The 17,023-nt window shown below is 40.3% G+C and carries 14 protein-coding genes; 9 read left to right on the top strand and 5 right to left on the bottom strand.

Annotated features, from left to right (window positions below):
• Positions 1 to 87: 87 nt before the first annotated feature.
• A complete protein-coding gene (locus tag HMPREF2086_RS08620) occupies positions 88 to 1,302 on the bottom strand; it encodes a glutathionylspermidine synthase family protein (protein WP_023928398.1) in 1,215 nt (404 codons plus the stop codon).
• Positions 1,303 to 1,500: 198 nt separating this feature from the next.
• Between HMPREF2086_RS08620 and HMPREF2086_RS08615 the strand changes: the two genes are divergently transcribed.
• A complete protein-coding gene (locus HMPREF2086_RS08615) occupies positions 1,501 to 2,103 on the top strand; it encodes an ATPase (RefSeq protein ID WP_084330402.1) in 603 nt (200 codons plus the stop codon).
• A gap of 28 nt (positions 2,104 to 2,131) precedes the next feature.
• Here the strand turns inward: HMPREF2086_RS08615 and ffh are convergent, their stop codons facing one another.
• Positions 2,132 to 3,490, bottom strand: a complete 1,359-nt coding sequence (gene ffh / locus HMPREF2086_RS08610; protein ID WP_023928395.1) for a signal recognition particle protein — start codon at positions 3,488 to 3,490, stop codon at positions 2,132 to 2,134.
• Positions 3,491 to 3,753: 263 nt separating this feature from the next.
• Here ffh and ilvN point away from each other — a divergent pair, with 263 nt between their 5' ends.
• A complete protein-coding gene (ilvN, locus tag HMPREF2086_RS08605) occupies positions 3,754 to 4,224 on the top strand; it encodes an acetolactate synthase small subunit (protein ID WP_023928393.1) in 471 nt (156 codons plus the stop codon).
• Here the strand turns inward: ilvN and HMPREF2086_RS08600 are convergent, their stop codons facing one another.
• Both HMPREF2086_RS08600 and HMPREF2086_RS11745 read right to left on the bottom strand, forming a co-directional pair.
• On the bottom strand, positions 4,225 to 7,194 hold the full coding sequence (locus HMPREF2086_RS08600) for a TonB-dependent receptor (protein ID WP_023928391.1): 2,970 nt from the start codon (positions 7,192 to 7,194) through the stop codon (positions 4,225 to 4,227).
• Positions 7,136 to 7,297, bottom strand: a complete 162-nt coding sequence (locus tag HMPREF2086_RS11745) for a hypothetical protein (protein WP_023928389.1) — start codon at positions 7,295 to 7,297, stop codon at positions 7,136 to 7,138. Before HMPREF2086_RS11745 ends, HMPREF2086_RS08600 begins: the two co-directional genes overlap by 59 nt.
• A 445-nt stretch (positions 7,298 to 7,742) precedes the next feature.
• Between HMPREF2086_RS11745 and HMPREF2086_RS08595 the strand changes: the two genes are divergently transcribed.
• The 4 genes from HMPREF2086_RS08595 (at position 7,743) to HMPREF2086_RS08590 (ending at position 11,301) form a co-directional block, all read left to right on the top strand.
• A complete protein-coding gene (locus tag HMPREF2086_RS08595; protein WP_023928387.1) occupies positions 7,743 to 9,854 on the top strand; it encodes a methyl-accepting chemotaxis protein in 2,112 nt (703 codons plus the stop codon).
• A gap of 497 nt (positions 9,855 to 10,351) precedes the next feature.
• Complete coding sequence (locus HMPREF2086_RS11740) at positions 10,352 to 10,555, top strand: hypothetical protein (RefSeq protein WP_148374516.1); 204 nt, start codon at positions 10,352 to 10,354, stop codon at positions 10,553 to 10,555.
• 122 nt (positions 10,556 to 10,677) lie between these two features.
• Positions 10,678 to 10,839 carry a hypothetical protein gene (locus tag HMPREF2086_RS11735; protein ID WP_156921330.1) on the top strand — a complete coding sequence of 54 codons (162 nt, stop codon included), beginning with the start codon at positions 10,678 to 10,680 and terminating at the stop codon, positions 10,837 to 10,839.
• Positions 10,840 to 11,079: 240 nt separating this feature from the next.
• Positions 11,080 to 11,301 (top strand): hypothetical protein, encoded by a 222-nt coding sequence (locus tag HMPREF2086_RS08590; RefSeq protein ID WP_034561552.1) that lies wholly within the window; start codon positions 11,080 to 11,082, stop codon positions 11,299 to 11,301.
• Positions 11,302 to 11,422: 121 nt separating this feature from the next.
• Here HMPREF2086_RS08590 and HMPREF2086_RS08585 read toward each other — a convergent pair whose 3' ends face one another.
• On the bottom strand, positions 11,423 to 13,582 hold the full coding sequence (locus tag HMPREF2086_RS08585; RefSeq protein ID WP_034561550.1) for an autotransporter domain-containing protein: 2,160 nt from the start codon (positions 13,580 to 13,582) through the stop codon (positions 11,423 to 11,425).
• A 481-nt stretch (positions 13,583 to 14,063) separates the two neighbouring features.
• On the opposite strand from HMPREF2086_RS08585, the gene glmU reads away from it, so the two are divergent.
• The 3 genes from glmU (at position 14,064) to HMPREF2086_RS11955 (ending at position 16,829) form a co-directional block, all read left to right on the top strand.
• A complete protein-coding gene (glmU, locus tag HMPREF2086_RS08580; RefSeq protein ID WP_023928385.1) occupies positions 14,064 to 15,461 on the top strand; it encodes a bifunctional UDP-N-acetylglucosamine diphosphorylase/glucosamine-1-phosphate N-acetyltransferase GlmU in 1,398 nt (465 codons plus the stop codon).
• Between the two features lie 458 nt (positions 15,462 to 15,919).
• Positions 15,920 to 16,630 carry an outer membrane beta-barrel protein gene (locus HMPREF2086_RS08570; protein ID WP_023928384.1) on the top strand — a complete coding sequence of 237 codons (711 nt, stop codon included), beginning with the start codon at positions 15,920 to 15,922 and terminating at the stop codon, positions 16,628 to 16,630.
• A 25-nt stretch (positions 16,631 to 16,655) separates the two neighbouring features.
• The gene (locus tag HMPREF2086_RS11955) at positions 16,656 to 16,829 is read left to right on the top strand and encodes a hypothetical protein (RefSeq protein WP_023928383.1); all 174 of its coding nucleotides are present in this window, start codon (positions 16,656 to 16,658) and stop codon (positions 16,827 to 16,829) included.
• Positions 16,830 to 17,023 lie beyond the last annotated feature (194 nt).

Below are 17,023 nucleotides of genomic sequence, written 5' to 3'. Positions count from 1 at the left end.
GACAAGTATTTAAGCCAAGATTCCAAGCAAAATCCCGTGCACAAAATAATGTCTAAGTCAAAATCAAACAAATCTTTTTAAACAATCCTAAACTATTCTGTGGCTTACAAATTTGGAATAGTTATCCAAGATTAGCCCCTCTTTGCCTTTTTTGGCACTTTTGCGAAATCCTAGCCCGCAAGATTCATAGGCAAAAAACACATTTGGTTGATAGTAAAATCCATTATGCTCATTTAGCTCGCAAAACTCCTGATACACAGGCTTGAAGTTGGCATACTCACCGATATTTTGTGCCAAAGTCGCTCCACTCTCATCAAAAATCTCCACTCCCCCGCCCTCTCTTCCGAAGCTTGCCTTTTTGACTTGGGCTAGCTTTGTGCCACCATTTGCGCCACTATTTGAGAGCGGCTCAAAGCTAGCAGGCAATAGCAATGGGTGGTTTGGAAACAAATCCCACAAAATCTTTAGCATTCTTTTGCTTTGGAAAAGCAAAGTATAGGCAGGATTTAGAAAAATACCTGCTTTATTTTGCATTATCCCGCGCATAAGCAGGGCTAGCTCTGGCTCATCTATGGCGATAGATTCCCAAGGCAAAAGTTTAAATAAAAATTCGTAGTTCTCATCATTAAAAAACACCCCCTCACTCTCGCTAAACTTCACTTCATCTATGTAGCCAAATTCACTTGCAAAGCCCACACTTTGCGCGATTTCTTGCAAAAATCTTGTTGTTTTTTCTTCTTCGGCATTTCCTTTCACACTTGCAAAGAGAATCTTCCACCCCTCATAGATTTCGCTAAATCTAGCTGTATCCTCTCCTAGTGTGATTATGCGCTTAAAATTCTCTCCCAATGCCTCATAGATATTGTTAAATTGCGCGTTTTCATCATATCCATTTGCCTTTAGCATAGCCCACGCTATCACAGAGCTTTCATATAGTAGCGTTGGTGTATCAGCGTTAAATTCTAGCAATTTTATAGGCTTTTCATCTAGCCCGCCACTAAAATCAAATCTCCCATACAAATGCCAATGCACCTCCTCCTCCCAGCTTTGCTCTATCATAGGAATTAGCGAGTTTGGTATATCTAGCTCGAAGTATAGCTTTTCATCTATGACATATTGCGCCGCTTCGCAAAACATATCATACAGCTCATTTCCCGCTTCATAAAAAGCCTCGCTTTCCTCCTCGCTTATCTCTACCATTTCAGGCTCGATATATGGTGTGCTATCAGCATCTGTGTGCCAAGAAAGTCCTAGCTTTTCTAAGTCATCATTTGTGATTGGTTTTAGTGGAGTTACTTGCATTTAGTGTCCTTTGTTTGTAGTATTTTGCACATATTTTTGCATTATATCAAAATCTATATTTACTAGCTTTTTAAAGCATATATTTTGTGCTTTTGCGCACGATTTGAAGCATAGCATTTGTGCTATAATGCCAAGTGCAAACAAAGGCACATAATAATGGTGTATTTTGTAATTTGCATTATAAAAAAGGCAATCAAAATGAGTAAAATCATAAATCAATCAAGTCAAAATCCAAATGATAAAAACTATGACAAGCCAAAGGCATATATTTTTGCAGGTGTAAATGGTGCTGGCAAAACCACTCTTTATTATGATAAGCTAGAGCAAGGGAAGCACTTTGGACTGCGAATAAATATTGATGAAATTGTAAGCTCTTTTGGGGATTGGCGTGAGCAAAAAGACCAATTTCGTGCTTCAAAAATCGCCCTAAAAATCCGCACAAGCTACATAGCCCAAAAACAAAACTTTAATCAAGAAACCACACTTTGTGGAAAAAGCATAATCACACTATTTGACACACTAAAAAAAGCTGGATATGAAATCTATCTTTATTATGTAGCTCTAAATTCTGTCAATCTTGCAAAAGAGCGTGTAGCAATGCGAGTAAAAAAAGGTGGGCACAACATAAAGCCACACCTAATAGAAAGAAGATATGTAGAATCACTACAAAATCTAAAAAAAATCACGCCACTTTGTGAAAAAGTAGAAATCTTTGATAATTCGCAAAACACGCCAAATGGCACAACAAGCGCATTTAGGAAAACCACAGATATGAGCTATATAGATTCTTTATTGAGCTAGTTTTTTGCTGTCATAGATTTTTTAGATTTTAGTGCCTTTGCTTCATTTGCCCCATAAGCCCCATTAGCTCTTGCATTCCACCCTTGCCACTAAATCGCTTTGCCATTTTTGCTGCGTTGTCAAACTGCTTGACAATGCGATTTATATCTGCGACTTCTAGCCCCGCTCCTTGTGCGATTCTCTTGCGTCTTGAGCCATTTAGCAGGCTTACATCTGCTCTCTCTTTTTTTGTCATAGAGTCTACCATTGCGCGGATATTTTTTATCTCTTTGGAGTTGTCTAAATCGATATTTTTTAGCCCACCTGCCACTTGAGATAGACCGGGTATCATAGAGACTAGAGAACTCATTGAGCCTAATTTTTTGACATTTTCTATTTGTGCTAGAAAATCCTCAAACCCAAACTGCCCCCTTTTTAGCTTTTTGGTAATGTCTTTTGCTTCTTTTTCGTCAATCACTGCGGCGGTTTTTTCTGCTAGAGATACTATATCGCCCGCACCCATAAGCCTAGATACGATTCTATCTGGCATCGCTATGTCTAAGTCTGGGATTTTCTCTCCATTGCCGATGAAGCGCAGTGGGATTTGTAGCTGATAGGCGATATTTAGGGCGATTCCACCTTTTGAATCGCTATCAAATTTGCTCAAAATCACACCACTTAAGCCCACCTTTTGATGAAATGCCTCCGCACTACGCAAGCCGTCTTGTCCGCTTAGAGAATCTGCTACATAAAAGATTTCATTTGGCTCAATAGATTTTTTTATCGCTTCTAGTTCGTCCATTAGATTTTCATCGATTGATAATCGTCCTGCGCTATCGACTATCATCACATCAAATCCCCCTTGCAATGCCCTTTTTTTGGCTTCTTTTGCGATGATTTGGGGTGTGAGATTTTTTTCGCTAGATTGTTCCGCAAGGCTTTGGGGTGTGAAAACCTCCACTTCGATTTGCTCTCCCAAAATCTTTAGCTGGGAAACTGCAGCTAGCCTAGCCAAATCGCACGCCACAAGTAGCACCTTTTTATTGCGAGTTTTTAGGTAGTTTGCTAGCTTTGCGCTAGTGGTGGTTTTGCCACTACCTTGCAATCCGCACATAAGCACGACTGTGGGCGGACGAGGCGCATACACAAAGCCATAGTTTCCACTTGTGGTTAGAATCTGCGTTAGGCTCTCACTCATCGCGTCCAAAAAACTTTGCTTACCTATGCCTTTTTGCTTGGTTTTTAGCGCGATAGATTCTAGCAAGGCTTTGGTTACTTTGTGGTGGACATCGTTTTTTAGCAGGGCTTTTTTTAGCTCATCTAGTGCGCGATTTAGTGATTTTTCATCATCATTGAAGCGGATTTTGGAAGCAATGGTTTTAAAAGAGGTGCTTAGAGTTTCAAACATTTTTTTCCTTACAAAAGCTAGATTTTACAAAAGCTAGATTTTGGTGCAAAATCTTAAAGTGTCAAAATCTTGGCATCCAAAATCTTAGCTTCTGTGATTGGGCTTTGCATTATTTTCACAACGCAAACACAAAATGCAAAATTGTAATATATTTTGTTTAAATTTTTATGAGATTTCTAGTTAGATTTTGCGATACAATAATGCCTTATAATTTTTGGCACACATTTAGCATAAATCACACAAAACACCTAAAGGCTTTCAAAATGCAGGCAAGAAAAATCATAAGTGTAACCGTAGTCAATGAGCATAGCGTCCTAGCGCGTGTTTCAGGGCTTTTTGCAGGGAGAGGATATAATATTGAGTCCCTAACCGTAGCACCTATCCCAAATAGTGATTTATCGCGAATCACTATCGCCACAGAGGGAGATTCTCGCGTGCTAGAGCAGATTATCAAGCAGCTTCACAAACTTATCCCCGTGCTAAAGGTAAGCGATGATGATGATTTACTAGAGAAAGAAACAGCACTTATCAAGGTGGGGATTGATGAGGATTTGGCAGGGATTGAAGCACTAGCTAGGGCTTATAATGGCAAAATCGCCAATGCCAATGAAAAATACATAATCATCGTAGCCACCGAAAAACCACACCGCATAACAAGCCTCATAAAAGCCCTAAGCAAGTTTAAGCCAAAAGAGATTTTGCGTAGCGGTGTCATCGCTATGGAGAGATATTAGCTAAAACTTATACCCCACTTGTAGCCAGAATTGTCGTCCCACTTCATAGACTGCGTAAGTGTAGCTAGAGCCTGCTATATCATAGCCTGTGTTTCCGCTTGATTGGCTTATAGTTGTTTCATTGCGAGCATTTAGGACATTATAGATGTCTACATTCACATAAAAAATATTTTTGTGCCACATATCCACTTCAAACCCTAGTCGCATATCCCAGCTAAATGCCCCCCTAAAGTTCTTTTTGACATACACACCCTCTATGTTTGGATAGAGTGCTTGCCACTGCTTAAACACCGCGTTGCTTGCGCTTGTGGTTAGCGTTACCATTCGGCTATATGGCGAGCGATAGCGAAAAAAATTGTTCCATAGCCACCTAAACTTCCCTATATTGAAGCTATGTGTAGTGCTTAGTCGCAAGCTAAAAGGACGCACAAAATTATCCACAGGTCTATCTCTATACCTAATAGGTGCATTATCATAGATGATTAGAGGGTCATTTAGGTATTCATCATCAGCACTATTTGCAAAGATATTGTAAGTCCTTTTGCTATGAGTCCAATCTAGCGCAAACAAATAGTGGTGCTTCACTCCAAATGTTTCAATAGTGCTATGATTTTGCGCTATTAGTGAGATGATATGACTTTGGCTTTTTCCCTCATTGCTCCATACATTGTAGCTAGTGGAGTAGCCCTCTTGTGCGGGCAGATTTAGCGCGTTTGCGCTTACGCGCATTATCTCATCTTTGCCATTGCGAAAGATATATTTTAGTCCCACGCTAAATTTTCCTAGATTGTTAGAAATCCCTCCCATTAGCTCATCACTATATGGAATCCTTAAGCTACTAAATTTCACGCTTGAAGTCCAAGCAGGATTTAGCGCGGTATTTAGCTCTATTTCCTCCCAATCACAACTCACACAATCCCTTTTATACGAATGCCTAGTCGCAGAAAAATCTAAGAATCTATATGAAAAAAGATTGCGTCCGTAGTAGCGATTTGCCCCAAAGGTAAGTGTGGTGCGCCACTGCTTGCTTGTAGGGGTGGCATAGCTAAGCGAAAATCTAGGAGCGATAGTATGCTTATCCATATAGCTATCGCCATCAAATCTCAATCCAAGACGCGCATTCATATCCCCAAATTTGCCCAAATCTAATGACATATCATCTTCTACAAACGCACCATAAGCGACATTATCAAGTGTGATTTTGTTTGCTCCATAATATTGCGTGATGACATTGAAGTATTGTGCCACCGCGCTATCATAGTTTGCCCAAGAGTTTGCTCCTGTGTGTTGGGATTTTACTTGCTCGTTTCTTGAGTTTTGGGCGTAGACTTGATATGTTTGGTTATTTCGGTAGATAGTGGTGTTGGGGTTGAAAGTTGGCTTGCCGTTCATACACGCGATAAGCCCTAGATTATCAGGTGTGGTGGGGCAAGGAGTGGTTGATGGCACAGGGATATTATTGTCATTTGCGAATTGCACATAAGGCGATAGCCTCTGCCTTGTAGCTTTTTGATAGGACACTTCTGCACCAAGTGAAAAATTGTGCGTGGTGCGCCACACAACAATAGGATTAAACAAAAAATCACTCTTTAGTGTGGGGATATGTGAATTTTGTCGCATATTGCCATAGTTTGCCGCAGTGTAGATAGACGCAGAATTTGTATCACTACGAGCCCAATCTACCGTATCGCTTACAAACCAAAGTGCATAATAAGTATATCTAGAATCAGCACTTCGCTCACTATCTATGTATGAGTAGCCTATCGTGGTGGTAGATAGCCCGATAGGCGTTTGATACATTGCCTTTATGCCAGCTTGAGCGCCCCCGCTTTGCGCGACATAGTCCGCATTATACGCTCCACCACTCCAAAAATAGCTATTATATTGTGGCATATAGCCTAGATTAGCCTCTATGGTTAGATTTTGGGTTGGGTTGTAGTAGGCTTTTATGTAGTAGTTGTAGGATTGGCGTTTTTGGTCTTTTTTGTCCCCAGCATTTTGCCCGCTTGTGTTGGTAAGAGGGTTTGCCACAAAAGTGGGGATAAAGCTCTGCGTGGTGGAAAAACTAGCGATGATTCCTAAATCTTTGGTGGCATAGCCCTCTAGTGAAGCGCGAACTAAGTGCTTAGTGAAGTATGGGTGATAGTATTCGCTTGTAGAATTTAGGAAGTTTGATTCTATGGAGGGGTCGATATGATAGTGTGTGAGGGAGATTCCGCGTGCATTGCCTTGTGTGAATTGATAGCTAATATTTGCGTGCCAGCCCTTGATTCCGCTCATTTCCTTGCGTGGTTTGCGCACATTTGCCTCCACCACCCCACCGCTAAACCCACCATAGCTCGCACTGATATTAGAATCTTGCACGATGATAGATTCTAACAAGGAAGTATCGATACTAAAGGCTTGGGAGCGCGGATTTTTCGCTCCTGTGCCATTTACGCCATTATCGCTAGTGAGATTTGAAGTGAGGTCGTTATTGACATTGAAGCCATCAAGTTGGAAATTGTTTTGATAAAAAAGTCCACCTGAAATGCTGATATTTGCAGGGTCGATTTCGCCCTGTGCGGTAGAGCGATTTTGGCCGTTGTCATATTGCACATTTGGCAAAATCCTTAGAATTGAGCCTATATCGCCATTTCCACTTGGGCTAGATTCTAGCATACTGCGTGAGATTTCTCCTGCACTGCTTTGGTATCGCTCCCTAGATTGAGTGCCATTGTCCTTGTATCCTTTGGCTACTACTTTGCCTAAGTCTTTTGCTTGTAAATCTTGTGATTTTAGCTCTTTTGATTTTGTATAGTGTGTATTAGAATCTTGTGCTTTAGAATCATATATTGCAGAATCACTCTTTTTGGATTTGATAGAATCGCTAGAATTTACTTGCCAAGACTTCGTAGGGATTGCGCGGGAGTTACTCTCTCTCTCTCTCTCTCTCGTTATCAGCGGATGCAATCTCTCTAGTAATCCCACTGCCAACAATCTCACTACTAGCAACTTCACTAGCAAATATCACTTGATTTGTAAATGCACTCATTACACTTGCAAGCAAAAACACTTTTTGAATATTTTTCATAAAAAACCTTTTTTACACACTCTATACATTCCACACATTTCACACACGCATTTATGCGCATTTACACACAATTTTTTTTGCATAATTTTTTTGCATTTTTACTTTGCCACTCTCATTATTTCTATGCTTTTAAGAAAAGTAAGAATTATATGCAAAATAAATGCGTATAGTAACTCAAATATTCTTAAAAAGATTTTAATCGCAATTAAAGTTTTGTCTAAAAAAAGATTTTTAAAAATATATTCTTCACACAGATAAACTCCACAAAATCTTTAAGTTAAAAATATTTTTACCAAGTTTTATTTTAGTGTTTATTTATGCAAACTTATGTGCATTTTTTATATAAATTTGCCACTCTTTACCGATATAGTTTGGATACATTTTGGTCGGGTTTAGTGTAGGAGTTGCGCTTTTTATACAAATTTCCAAACAAAAGGGGCTGACTATGAAGCTGTTTTCCAATCTCTCTATTGGAGCAAAAATCGTATCATTTGTTTTTGGTGTCGTTGCGCTTGGGATTATTTCCCTTGTGCTAATCGTATCGTTTCGCCTAAGTGAGACGATGAAAATCAGTGCCGAGCAAGTCATCGCAAACGCTTCTGCGCGAAACGCGGATTTTGTGGCAAACGCATTTGGAGAATCTAGCTCTATGCTATCTGCTTCGGTGCAAAACCTAGAGGATATTTTACATCTCATACCTTACTATGAGATTGACCCTACGATTTTTGAGGACACTCTCACAAACGCTCTTGACAATCTATCTTATGCTACTTATGGCTATATTTATTTGACAAATCCCCCAAGTAATTTTCGCAATAAAAATTCCAATTTCACAAGCCAAAATGGGGATTTTGTGATTTTTTATAAAGATGAAAATATGAAAGCGCACGGCGGGCTTAAGCTACAAAAAGCAAATAGTGCTATTGTGGGGCTATCAAGCGTGCAAAAAGCCCTAAAATCTAGCTATGGCAAAGAGTTGGTAAATTTTGGTGAGCCAAAAAATATCAATGTCGGTGGCAACCTAATCGGTGTGAATGTCGCTGCACCGATTTTTGACTCAAACAAAAAAATCATAGGCGCGATAGGATTTATCATTGATTCTGCGATTTTGGGGGATTATATACTTGACCCAAGTCTTAGAAATTTTGTAGGCGAAGATAAAATGCTAGTAAATAGCAATGGAACAATTACCGTGCATACAAACTCCAAAATCGTGCTAGAGAATTACTTTGATTTAAACAAATCTCCAAAAGTCCAAAAAGTCTATGACACCATAAAGCAATCCCAAGACAAAATCTTTGATGATTATAAGACTTTGGGAGGTGTAGATAGCTATATCAGTGTGAGTTCTTTTAAAAACAGCGATGGCTCTTCTTACTCTATCGTGGTAAGTGCGCCCAAAAAAATGGTGCTAGAGCCACTATATAATCTCCAAAAACTCATATTTTTTGTCTCTGTGGTGGTGCTTGCTATCATTATGGTAGTGCTATTTTTCTTTGTCAAAAAAAATATCGCTATGCGCTTGCCTATTATCCTAAACACGCTTGATTCATTTTTTAAATACCTTAATCACGAGGGAAATGAGGTGCATACCATAAAAATCCGCGCTCAAGATGAGCTAGGCAAAATGGGGCAAATCATCAATGAAAACATAGAAAAATCCCAAGTATCAATCGACAAAGACGCAGCCCTAGTCAAGCAATCCCTAGAAGTCATAAGCAATATTCAATCAAGTGGTGTGATAGATAGACGCATTTCACTAGAGGGTAGCAATCCACAGCTAAATGCACTAAGGGATTCTGTAAATAATCTAATAAATGGGATAAATACAGCTGTGGGCACAGACCTAAACGAAATCAATCGTGTATTTGATAGCTATACAAAGCTAGATTTTACTACTGAAGTAGCAAATCCAAAAGGACGCGTAGAAGTCGTTACAAATACACTAGGTGCAGAAGTAAGAAAAATGCTAAAGACTTCACTAAACTTTGCAAACTCTCTTAATGAGCAAAGTGATAAACTTGAAGAAGCAGTAGCTTCTCTTACTCAAAGCTCAAACTCTCAAGCCTCAAGTCTAGAGCAAACAGCAACAGCAGTAGAGGAAATCACTTCATCTATGCAAAATGTATCCTCAAGAAGTAATGAAGTGATTAACCAAACAGAAGACATTAGAAATGTCATAGGAATCATAAGAGATATAGCAGACCAAACAAACTTACTTGCACTAAATGCAGCTATTGAAGCAGCTAGGGCTGGTGAGCACGGCAGAGGATTTGCCGTTGTGGCTGATGAAGTGAGAAAGCTAGCAGAGCGCACAGGTAAATCACTAGGAGAGATTGAAGCAAATACAAACTTACTTGTGCAATCAATCAATGATATGGCAGAATCTATAAAAGAGCAAACGGCTGGAATCGCTCAAATCAATGAAACCATAACAAACCTAGAATCTGTAACCCAAGAAAATGTAAGCATAGCAAATGCTAGCTCACAAATCTCTACAAGTGTATCTAATATCGCTAAAGCAATATTAGATGATGCTAATAAGAAAAAGTGCTAGGGAGAGAGTATAAAAAGAGAATGTGAGGGATTGAATTTTAGTGTGGTAGTATGGGGATTGGTGTTTTTGTTTGGATATTTTATTGTGCGAGAGAGAATGTAGAGTGAGGGTTAGAAAGTGAGTGAGGGAGTGAGGGAGTGAGGGAGAGTGAGGGAGAGTGATGGTATGTAATATAGTGGAAGTGGGATTTGTGCTAGAGAGTGAGTGAATGTGAGGGGAGTTTGAGAGTGTAGAGAGGGGTTAGAGGGTTGAAGTTAAAGTGTTGAAGTTAGAGGGGGTTAAATAGTTGGGTAGTGAGAGGATTGGAGTTGGAGGGTTTAGAGTGGATAAGTGTGATTTTATAGTTCATTGTTTGGGGATTAGAGTGTGTTGATGTTGTGTTGGTGTTGTGGTGTGAGAATGAGAGGGTGTTAGGAGTTTTAGCGAACTTGAGGGAGATTTTGGATATTTCGGTTTCTTATAGAAACCTCAATATGACAATGTCAATGCAGCTCAATATGATAAAACAGGTGGGCATAATGACAACACAATCGTCATTGCGAGAATCTGCGTTAGCAGATTCGTCAATCCACCACACCGATATTATAAGACGAAGTTTCGCCATTGTGAGACTTGAGGAAATCAAGTCGTGGCAATCCATAATTGAATTTAAAGAGGGTAAAACCATAAATCCTCCCTCCCTTAGCACGAGTAGGCTTTAGGAAAAGCAAACTCCGCAGTTTGTCATACTTAAGCAAAGTGGAATATCCAAAAATCCAAACGCAAATGTGCAAAATCCTTTGGATATTTCGGTTTCTTATAGAAACCTCAATATGACAACGAAATGAAGCGGTATGGCAATGTTGATTCTATTGCGAGTAGGCATAATGTAATTCCCTACTCTATTGTAGGTGGCAACTCTACTTATTCCCCCTCCCTTAGCACGAGGGGTTTGGGGGTGGGTAGATACCACCTATGCTTCTTAAGCAAAGTCAGCAACTGCTAGCGACAAAAACGCAACTGCTAGCAATGCAAATGCCCCCATTATCAACAAGGCAAACACAAACACTTCTGTCATTACTAAAGAAACTTCGGCTACGCCTTGTTTTCTAAAGAAACTGCGCTACGCTTGTTTTCTAAAGAAACTGCGCTACGCTTGTTTTCTAAAGAAACTGCGCTACGCTTGTTTTGTGAGCGAGCGAAGCGAGCGTGGTAATCTACAAAAGTAAAGAAATGGATTGCTTCGTTGTGGCTAAAGCCACTGCCTCGCAATGACGGTGTGGTGGATTGCCACGAATCGCTACGCGATTCTCGCAATGACGCAAAGTCAGCACATAATACAAAATCAACGCTCAAAGACGCAAGACTTACCCACCCCCAAACCCCCTCCGCAGAGGGAGGGGGCTTTTGTCCTCCTCACACACGAAGTGGCAAAAAGCACGGTTACTCTAAGGGAGAGGGCTTTTAAATCCCAAACTTACCCAAATAATCATAAACCCACCCAAATCCACCCATAAACCCAAAACACACCCCCAAAAACAATCCCCAAACCCCCTCCAAAATCACGCAACCCCTAAATCACACAAGCCCTAAAACCAATGCGCGAAGCGCAATGAAAATGCCGTGCTTACGCCACTGCTAGCTTGAGAGCTAAAGCCAGCGAAAAATACGCCTGTGTAGTTTAGGCTAAGTTCGCTATTTTTTTGCAATACCCATATCGCGCTTAAGTCTAGATTTGCATAGAGTGGTGGCAGTGGGATTACCGCAGTGTCATTATTACCCGCGTAAGAGAAGCTAGCTTTGTTTAGATTGTGTAAGATATTGTATTTTGCGCCGATTGTCGCGCTAGTTTTAAAGGTATTTTTCCAGCTTTTGTAGTATTTGACACTTGCCATTAGTTGTGGGAAATGCCAAAAATGCCTGCCATAGCTTTCATTTGTGGATTCTATCCTAAAGCCATCTAGACTTAGCATATCATAGCTTAGCCCGACTTCAGGCGAGATATAGGAGTTTTTCTTCACAAAAAAGTGTGTTATCCCACCGCGAATATCTGCTCCTAGTGAGTAAGCAAGTGGTTTGAAATTCTGCGTAGCTCCAAGTGCTATGAATGATAGATGAGGCATTTCTAGGCTAGCGTGTAAGCTAGATTTGAGATACCATTCTGCAGGTTTGCTACTAAATGGATAAGTCTTAAACAGATTTGCACCTACTTGTAGGCTATTTGTTTGGATATTGATATTTGTGGCAGTGAGTTTGTTATCAAGGTTTGAAAACTCATAGCCTAGATAGCCACCAAAGACGCCTTTGCCTTGCAAGTTTTTTTGGATACCAACTATTGCGCCACCTGCCCACTCTGTGGTGGCACTTGTGCTATCGCCTAGAGTGGCGCTATGCGCGCCATAAGGCAGGATAAACGCCCGCGTATTTCGCTCTCTCTCATAGGAGATAAACATTCTATCAAGCTGGTCTATTAGCTCATAAGTGTTGTAGCCTTTTGTTAGATTTACTCCTTTGCTTTGTCGCAATGTATTTTTTGCGAGTTTATCACGCATTTTATCTAGCTGTTTTTGGTCGCGTTTTTGTTGCTTGGAGTATTTGGAGCTACGATTTGTAAGGCGAGCCATATCATCTTTTAGCATTTTATACTCGGTGTCTTGCTCGGCTTTGTAGTTCGCCCTAAAGCTCTTTGTAGTCATAGAGTCTAGTATATTTTGTGTCATCGTGGCGCGGCGCATAAATGAGAGAGTGATATTTTTTAGTATAGCAGCACCATAGCTTGTGGTTACATCTGGGGATAGAGAAAATCCTACCCCGCCGTCTCTATTGTGGATTATGTTTAGTCCGGGTGCAGCTAGCACATTGCGAGAATTAAATTTTCCATTCCCCTTACTATTTGTAACGATACTATTATAGTTGTAGGTTTTGTCGCGCTCGCCACCTTGAGCAAGGCTTACGACAACACTTCCATTTACATTGGTTATCGCAGGTCCTGTGCTATCCACATAGAGATGTTCTTTTTTGGTATAGTCTGTGTCATTTGCTTGATTCCAAGTGCTTGCCGTGCTAGCAAGGCGGATAGAGAAGTTATTTAGATTTAGGTTTTGTATCGTGCCATTACCACTGATATGTCCTAGCGAGCCACCATTTAGGTTTAGATTTTGGAATGTGCCACCACTCACGGTTAGAGTGTTTAGAGAGCCATCGGCGTTTATGTTTAGATTTCCTAGTGCGCCACCGCTTATGGTTAGGGTATTTAGCGTGCCTCTAGAGCTTATGCTAAGGGTTGGGATACTTCCGCCACTTAAATTCAAAGTATTGATTTTGCCACCACTTTGTATGTCTAAATCGTTGATTAGTCCGCCTTTTTGCTCTAGGGTATTTATAGTGCCGTATATGAGGGTTTTGGTTCGGATTGTGCCACTATTTGTCATAGTGTTTATAGTGGCGGGGGATTGCACGATAAGTGAAGCACCACTCTCAAATCCTTGTGTAAGCCCTCCACTACCTGCAAAGCCAGAATTTAATTCGCCATCTTGCTCTATGGTAAAACTTTGTGTCGTGCCAGAGCGGAAATTAAACCCACCAAATCGCCCTGTAAAATACTGAATAGTATTTGGTCGTTGCTGTCTTTTTAGCGTGATTGATTCCATATTTTGCTCGACTATGACAAACTCTGCCCAATTGTTGCCTACGGCACTTATGAGAGCGGAATTATTCGGCGCGGTAACCCAAGTGGTAGCACCACTCAATCGATAATATAAAGCATTTCCTGTTACTTGAATGCGATATGGAGAATTTAGTAGCCTGCTTGCATCAACGCTTGGCTGCTGCCATACGGTGATATAGCCCGCATACGCAAAATGTGGTAGCCCTAAAACGAGAGAGAGAGAGAGAGAGTGATTAGAGATTTTCTTTTAGCGAGTATCGCTTGCTTCATTGTGAGATTCCTTTTTGTAGTTTTGGGTTTTGACAATTACTTGGCAAAAAATAAACAAATGGTAAATAAATATAGCTTAAGAAAGAATTAAATGTTAAACAAAAATATAAAAAATACAGCGAGTGCGAGCTGTGCAAAATCTAGCGTTTGCCAAAAAGCTACTTGCCAAAAAAGCTAAATAATGCTAATTGATAAAAAAATGCTAAAATTTGTGGATTTATAACTTTTGCGCGTGGATTTTGCGATTTGTCGCGTGGGATTTTGCAAAAACTCTAAAAAGATAAGGGATAGATATGGATTTTTCGGTAATGATTTTAGCCGCTGGAGCTGGCACTCGTATGCGCTCATCTAAGCCAAAAGTATTGCATAGTATTTGTGGCAAGCCGATGATTTTTTATATCGTCCGTGAGGCACTAGCTGTGAGTGGAGATGTGCATATCGTGCTATATCATCAAAGGGAAATGATACAATCCTACCTGCAAGAGTGCCTAAAAAGTGGCGAGTTAAAAGGAAATCTAACATTTCACATACAAAATCATAGAGAGTTCCCCGGGACAGGCGGGGCGTTTTTTGAAAGCGAATGTGATTTGGGCAGTGAGGGCAAAAAAATCATAGACTTTGCATATCCGCGTGTGGTGGTGCTAAATGGCGATACACCGCTTATCACAAAGACAAGCATAGAAAATCTAGCAAAATCTAGCTTGCAAGACGCTAGCGACTGCACTGCCAAAAACGCCTCTGCCAAAGCCTACACCAAAATCACCATAAGCACGATGAAGCTAGAAAATCCACAAGGCTATGGACGCATAATCTTTGAGGGAAAATCTATCGAAGCCATAGTAGAGGAAAAAGACTGCACTAGGGAGGAAAAACTCCTAAATATCGTAAATGCTGGAATCTATGCGTTTGATAGAGAGATTTTGAGCGAGTTTTGTCCCAAAATCTCTAATGACAATGCTCAAAAAGAATTCTACCTCACAGATGTCATCGCACTAGCGCGAAAAAGTGGCGTGCGTATCGGGGCGTTTGAGGGGTGTAGAGATGAGTTTATGGGGGTAAATACCAAAAACGAGCTAGCAAAGGCAGAGGAAAAAAAGCTAGAAATATTGCGCAATGAAGCGATGAAAAATGGTGTGATAATGCACTTGCCAAGTAGCATATATATCGAAGAGGGTGTGGAGTTTGAAGGGGAGTGCGAGCTAGAAAATGGCGTAGTAATCAAAGGAAAATGCCTAATCAAAGATAGTATCATCAAGTCTCACAGCGTGGTAGAATCTAGCAAAATCATCTCTAGTGATATTGGACCATTTGCACATATCCGCCCAAAAAGCGTGATAGATTCTACGCATATAGGGAATTTTGTGGAAACAAAGGCTGCGGATTTGCGCGGGGTGAAAGCTGGGCATCTAAGCTATCTAGGGGACTGTGAGATAGGGAGGGGAAGCAATGTGGGAGCTGGCGTCATCACTTGCAATTATGATGGCAAAGCAAAGCACAAAACGCGTGTGGGGGAAAATGTATTTATCGGTAGCGATACGCAGCTAGTCGCCCCTGTGAATGTCGAATCTAGCGTGCTTATCGCGGCTGGCTCTACTATCACAAATGACATAAAGAGCGGGGATTTGGCGATTTCTCGTGTGAAGCAGGTAAATAAAGCGGGGTTTTTTAAGAAATTTTTCGGGGATAAGTGAGGGGATTTGTGAAAGGGGATTTGTGGGATAGATTTGCGGGGGTAGATTTGTGGTAAATTTGTGGCGGGGATTTTTGCTTTTTTGAGAGCAAGTATTGGATTTTTAATAAAAGCTATTTTTTAAATCTGCGTGTTTTGTTGTTTTGGGGTATTTATCAAGCTGTGTCGCCGTGTCGCTCTGTATGACTAAAAATTTTGACAAAATTTTGGGATTAGAAAAAAAATATTTTAAAAAAAAATCAAAAATTTTTTTACTTTTAAGTAAATTTTAATAAGGGGGGGGGGTAAAATATCGCTTGGCAAAGCAGTTTTGCAAAATTTGTTTTGTGAAATTTGATAATCCGCAGGTTTCATAAAAAGATAAGCACTGTGTTTATGCGTTGTGTTTAATGTATTTTGCGCGGTGCTTTTTGCTTTGCAAACTAGCTTTGCCAAAAATATTTACTTTAAGGAGCGCGAATGCGAAAGAGAAAATATCTAGCAATAGCTAGTATGCTAGCTGCTATGAGTGTGGCAAATGCCGAAAAAAGCGGTGCTTTTGTGGGGCTAGAAGCGGGGGTAAGTATATTTAACCTAGCTTCTCAAACAAGCGACCTAAAAGACAGCAAATTTGGCGTTGGCGGAAGCTATGGAGTTGTAGCGGGGTATAAGCAGTTTTTTACCCCCTACTTGGGATTGCGCTACTATGCAAACCTAAGCTACGCACACGGCTCTGCACCAACCCCCACCGTGGATGGAGACAGGAGCATAACAGCAATGGGTGGCGACAATGCCTATCATCAAAACTACTTGCTAAATTATGGCGTAAATGTGGATTTCCTAGCAAATTTTGTTAGCAAAGAGATTGAAAATTTTGGTAGCTTTGATTTTGGTGGATTTGTCGGTGTGGGACTTGGTGGCAATACATACTTATCTGATTTAACTATCGTTAGCGAAAAATTTGATGGTAGCGACTCGAAGTCATTAAGTCCACAAGAGACTACGAAATTTAATGTCGCACTAAATGTGGGGCTAAGGGCAAATATGGCTGAAAATCACGGGGTTGAGCTAGTGGCTAAAGTGCCATTTATCAAGGCGACAATGATTGATGATACGAATTTTAATAATGTGCCACTAACAATAACACGCACATACTACACCGTGTCTTTGCGCTATACATATAGCTTTTAGCAAAATACAAGATAAGGAGTAGGAAATGGTAAGCAATAACAAAAGCCAAAGCAATAAAATAAGTCCTAGAGACAACTCTGCAAATCAGCAAAATGCAAACAAAGGCACAAGTGGCACAAATCGCCAATACGACCAAGCACAAGGGAATAGAGGCAAGCAGATGAATCCAAACAACCCCCCCCCAAAAGTCCAAAAATAGGTGAAGCAAAAAGCAATAGCTTGTAAAGAAAAATGCTATAAATGCTTATCTATTTGAACGATGATTGGTAAAAATGTGGGGATAAAAAAATCATCGTTTTGGGTAAAATTGATTAGCTTTTGCGCTGAATGTTTTTAGATTCTCTATATTTTGTAAAAAATATAGAGAATCCCCCCTAATGATTACTTCGCAAA

The organism is Helicobacter macacae MIT 99-5501, from assembly GCF_000507845.1.
In the GTDB taxonomy this organism is placed as follows: Bacteria; Campylobacterota; Campylobacteria; order Campylobacterales; family Helicobacteraceae; genus Helicobacter_B; species Helicobacter_B macacae.
This window is presented reverse-complemented; position numbering and strand designations above follow the sequence as displayed.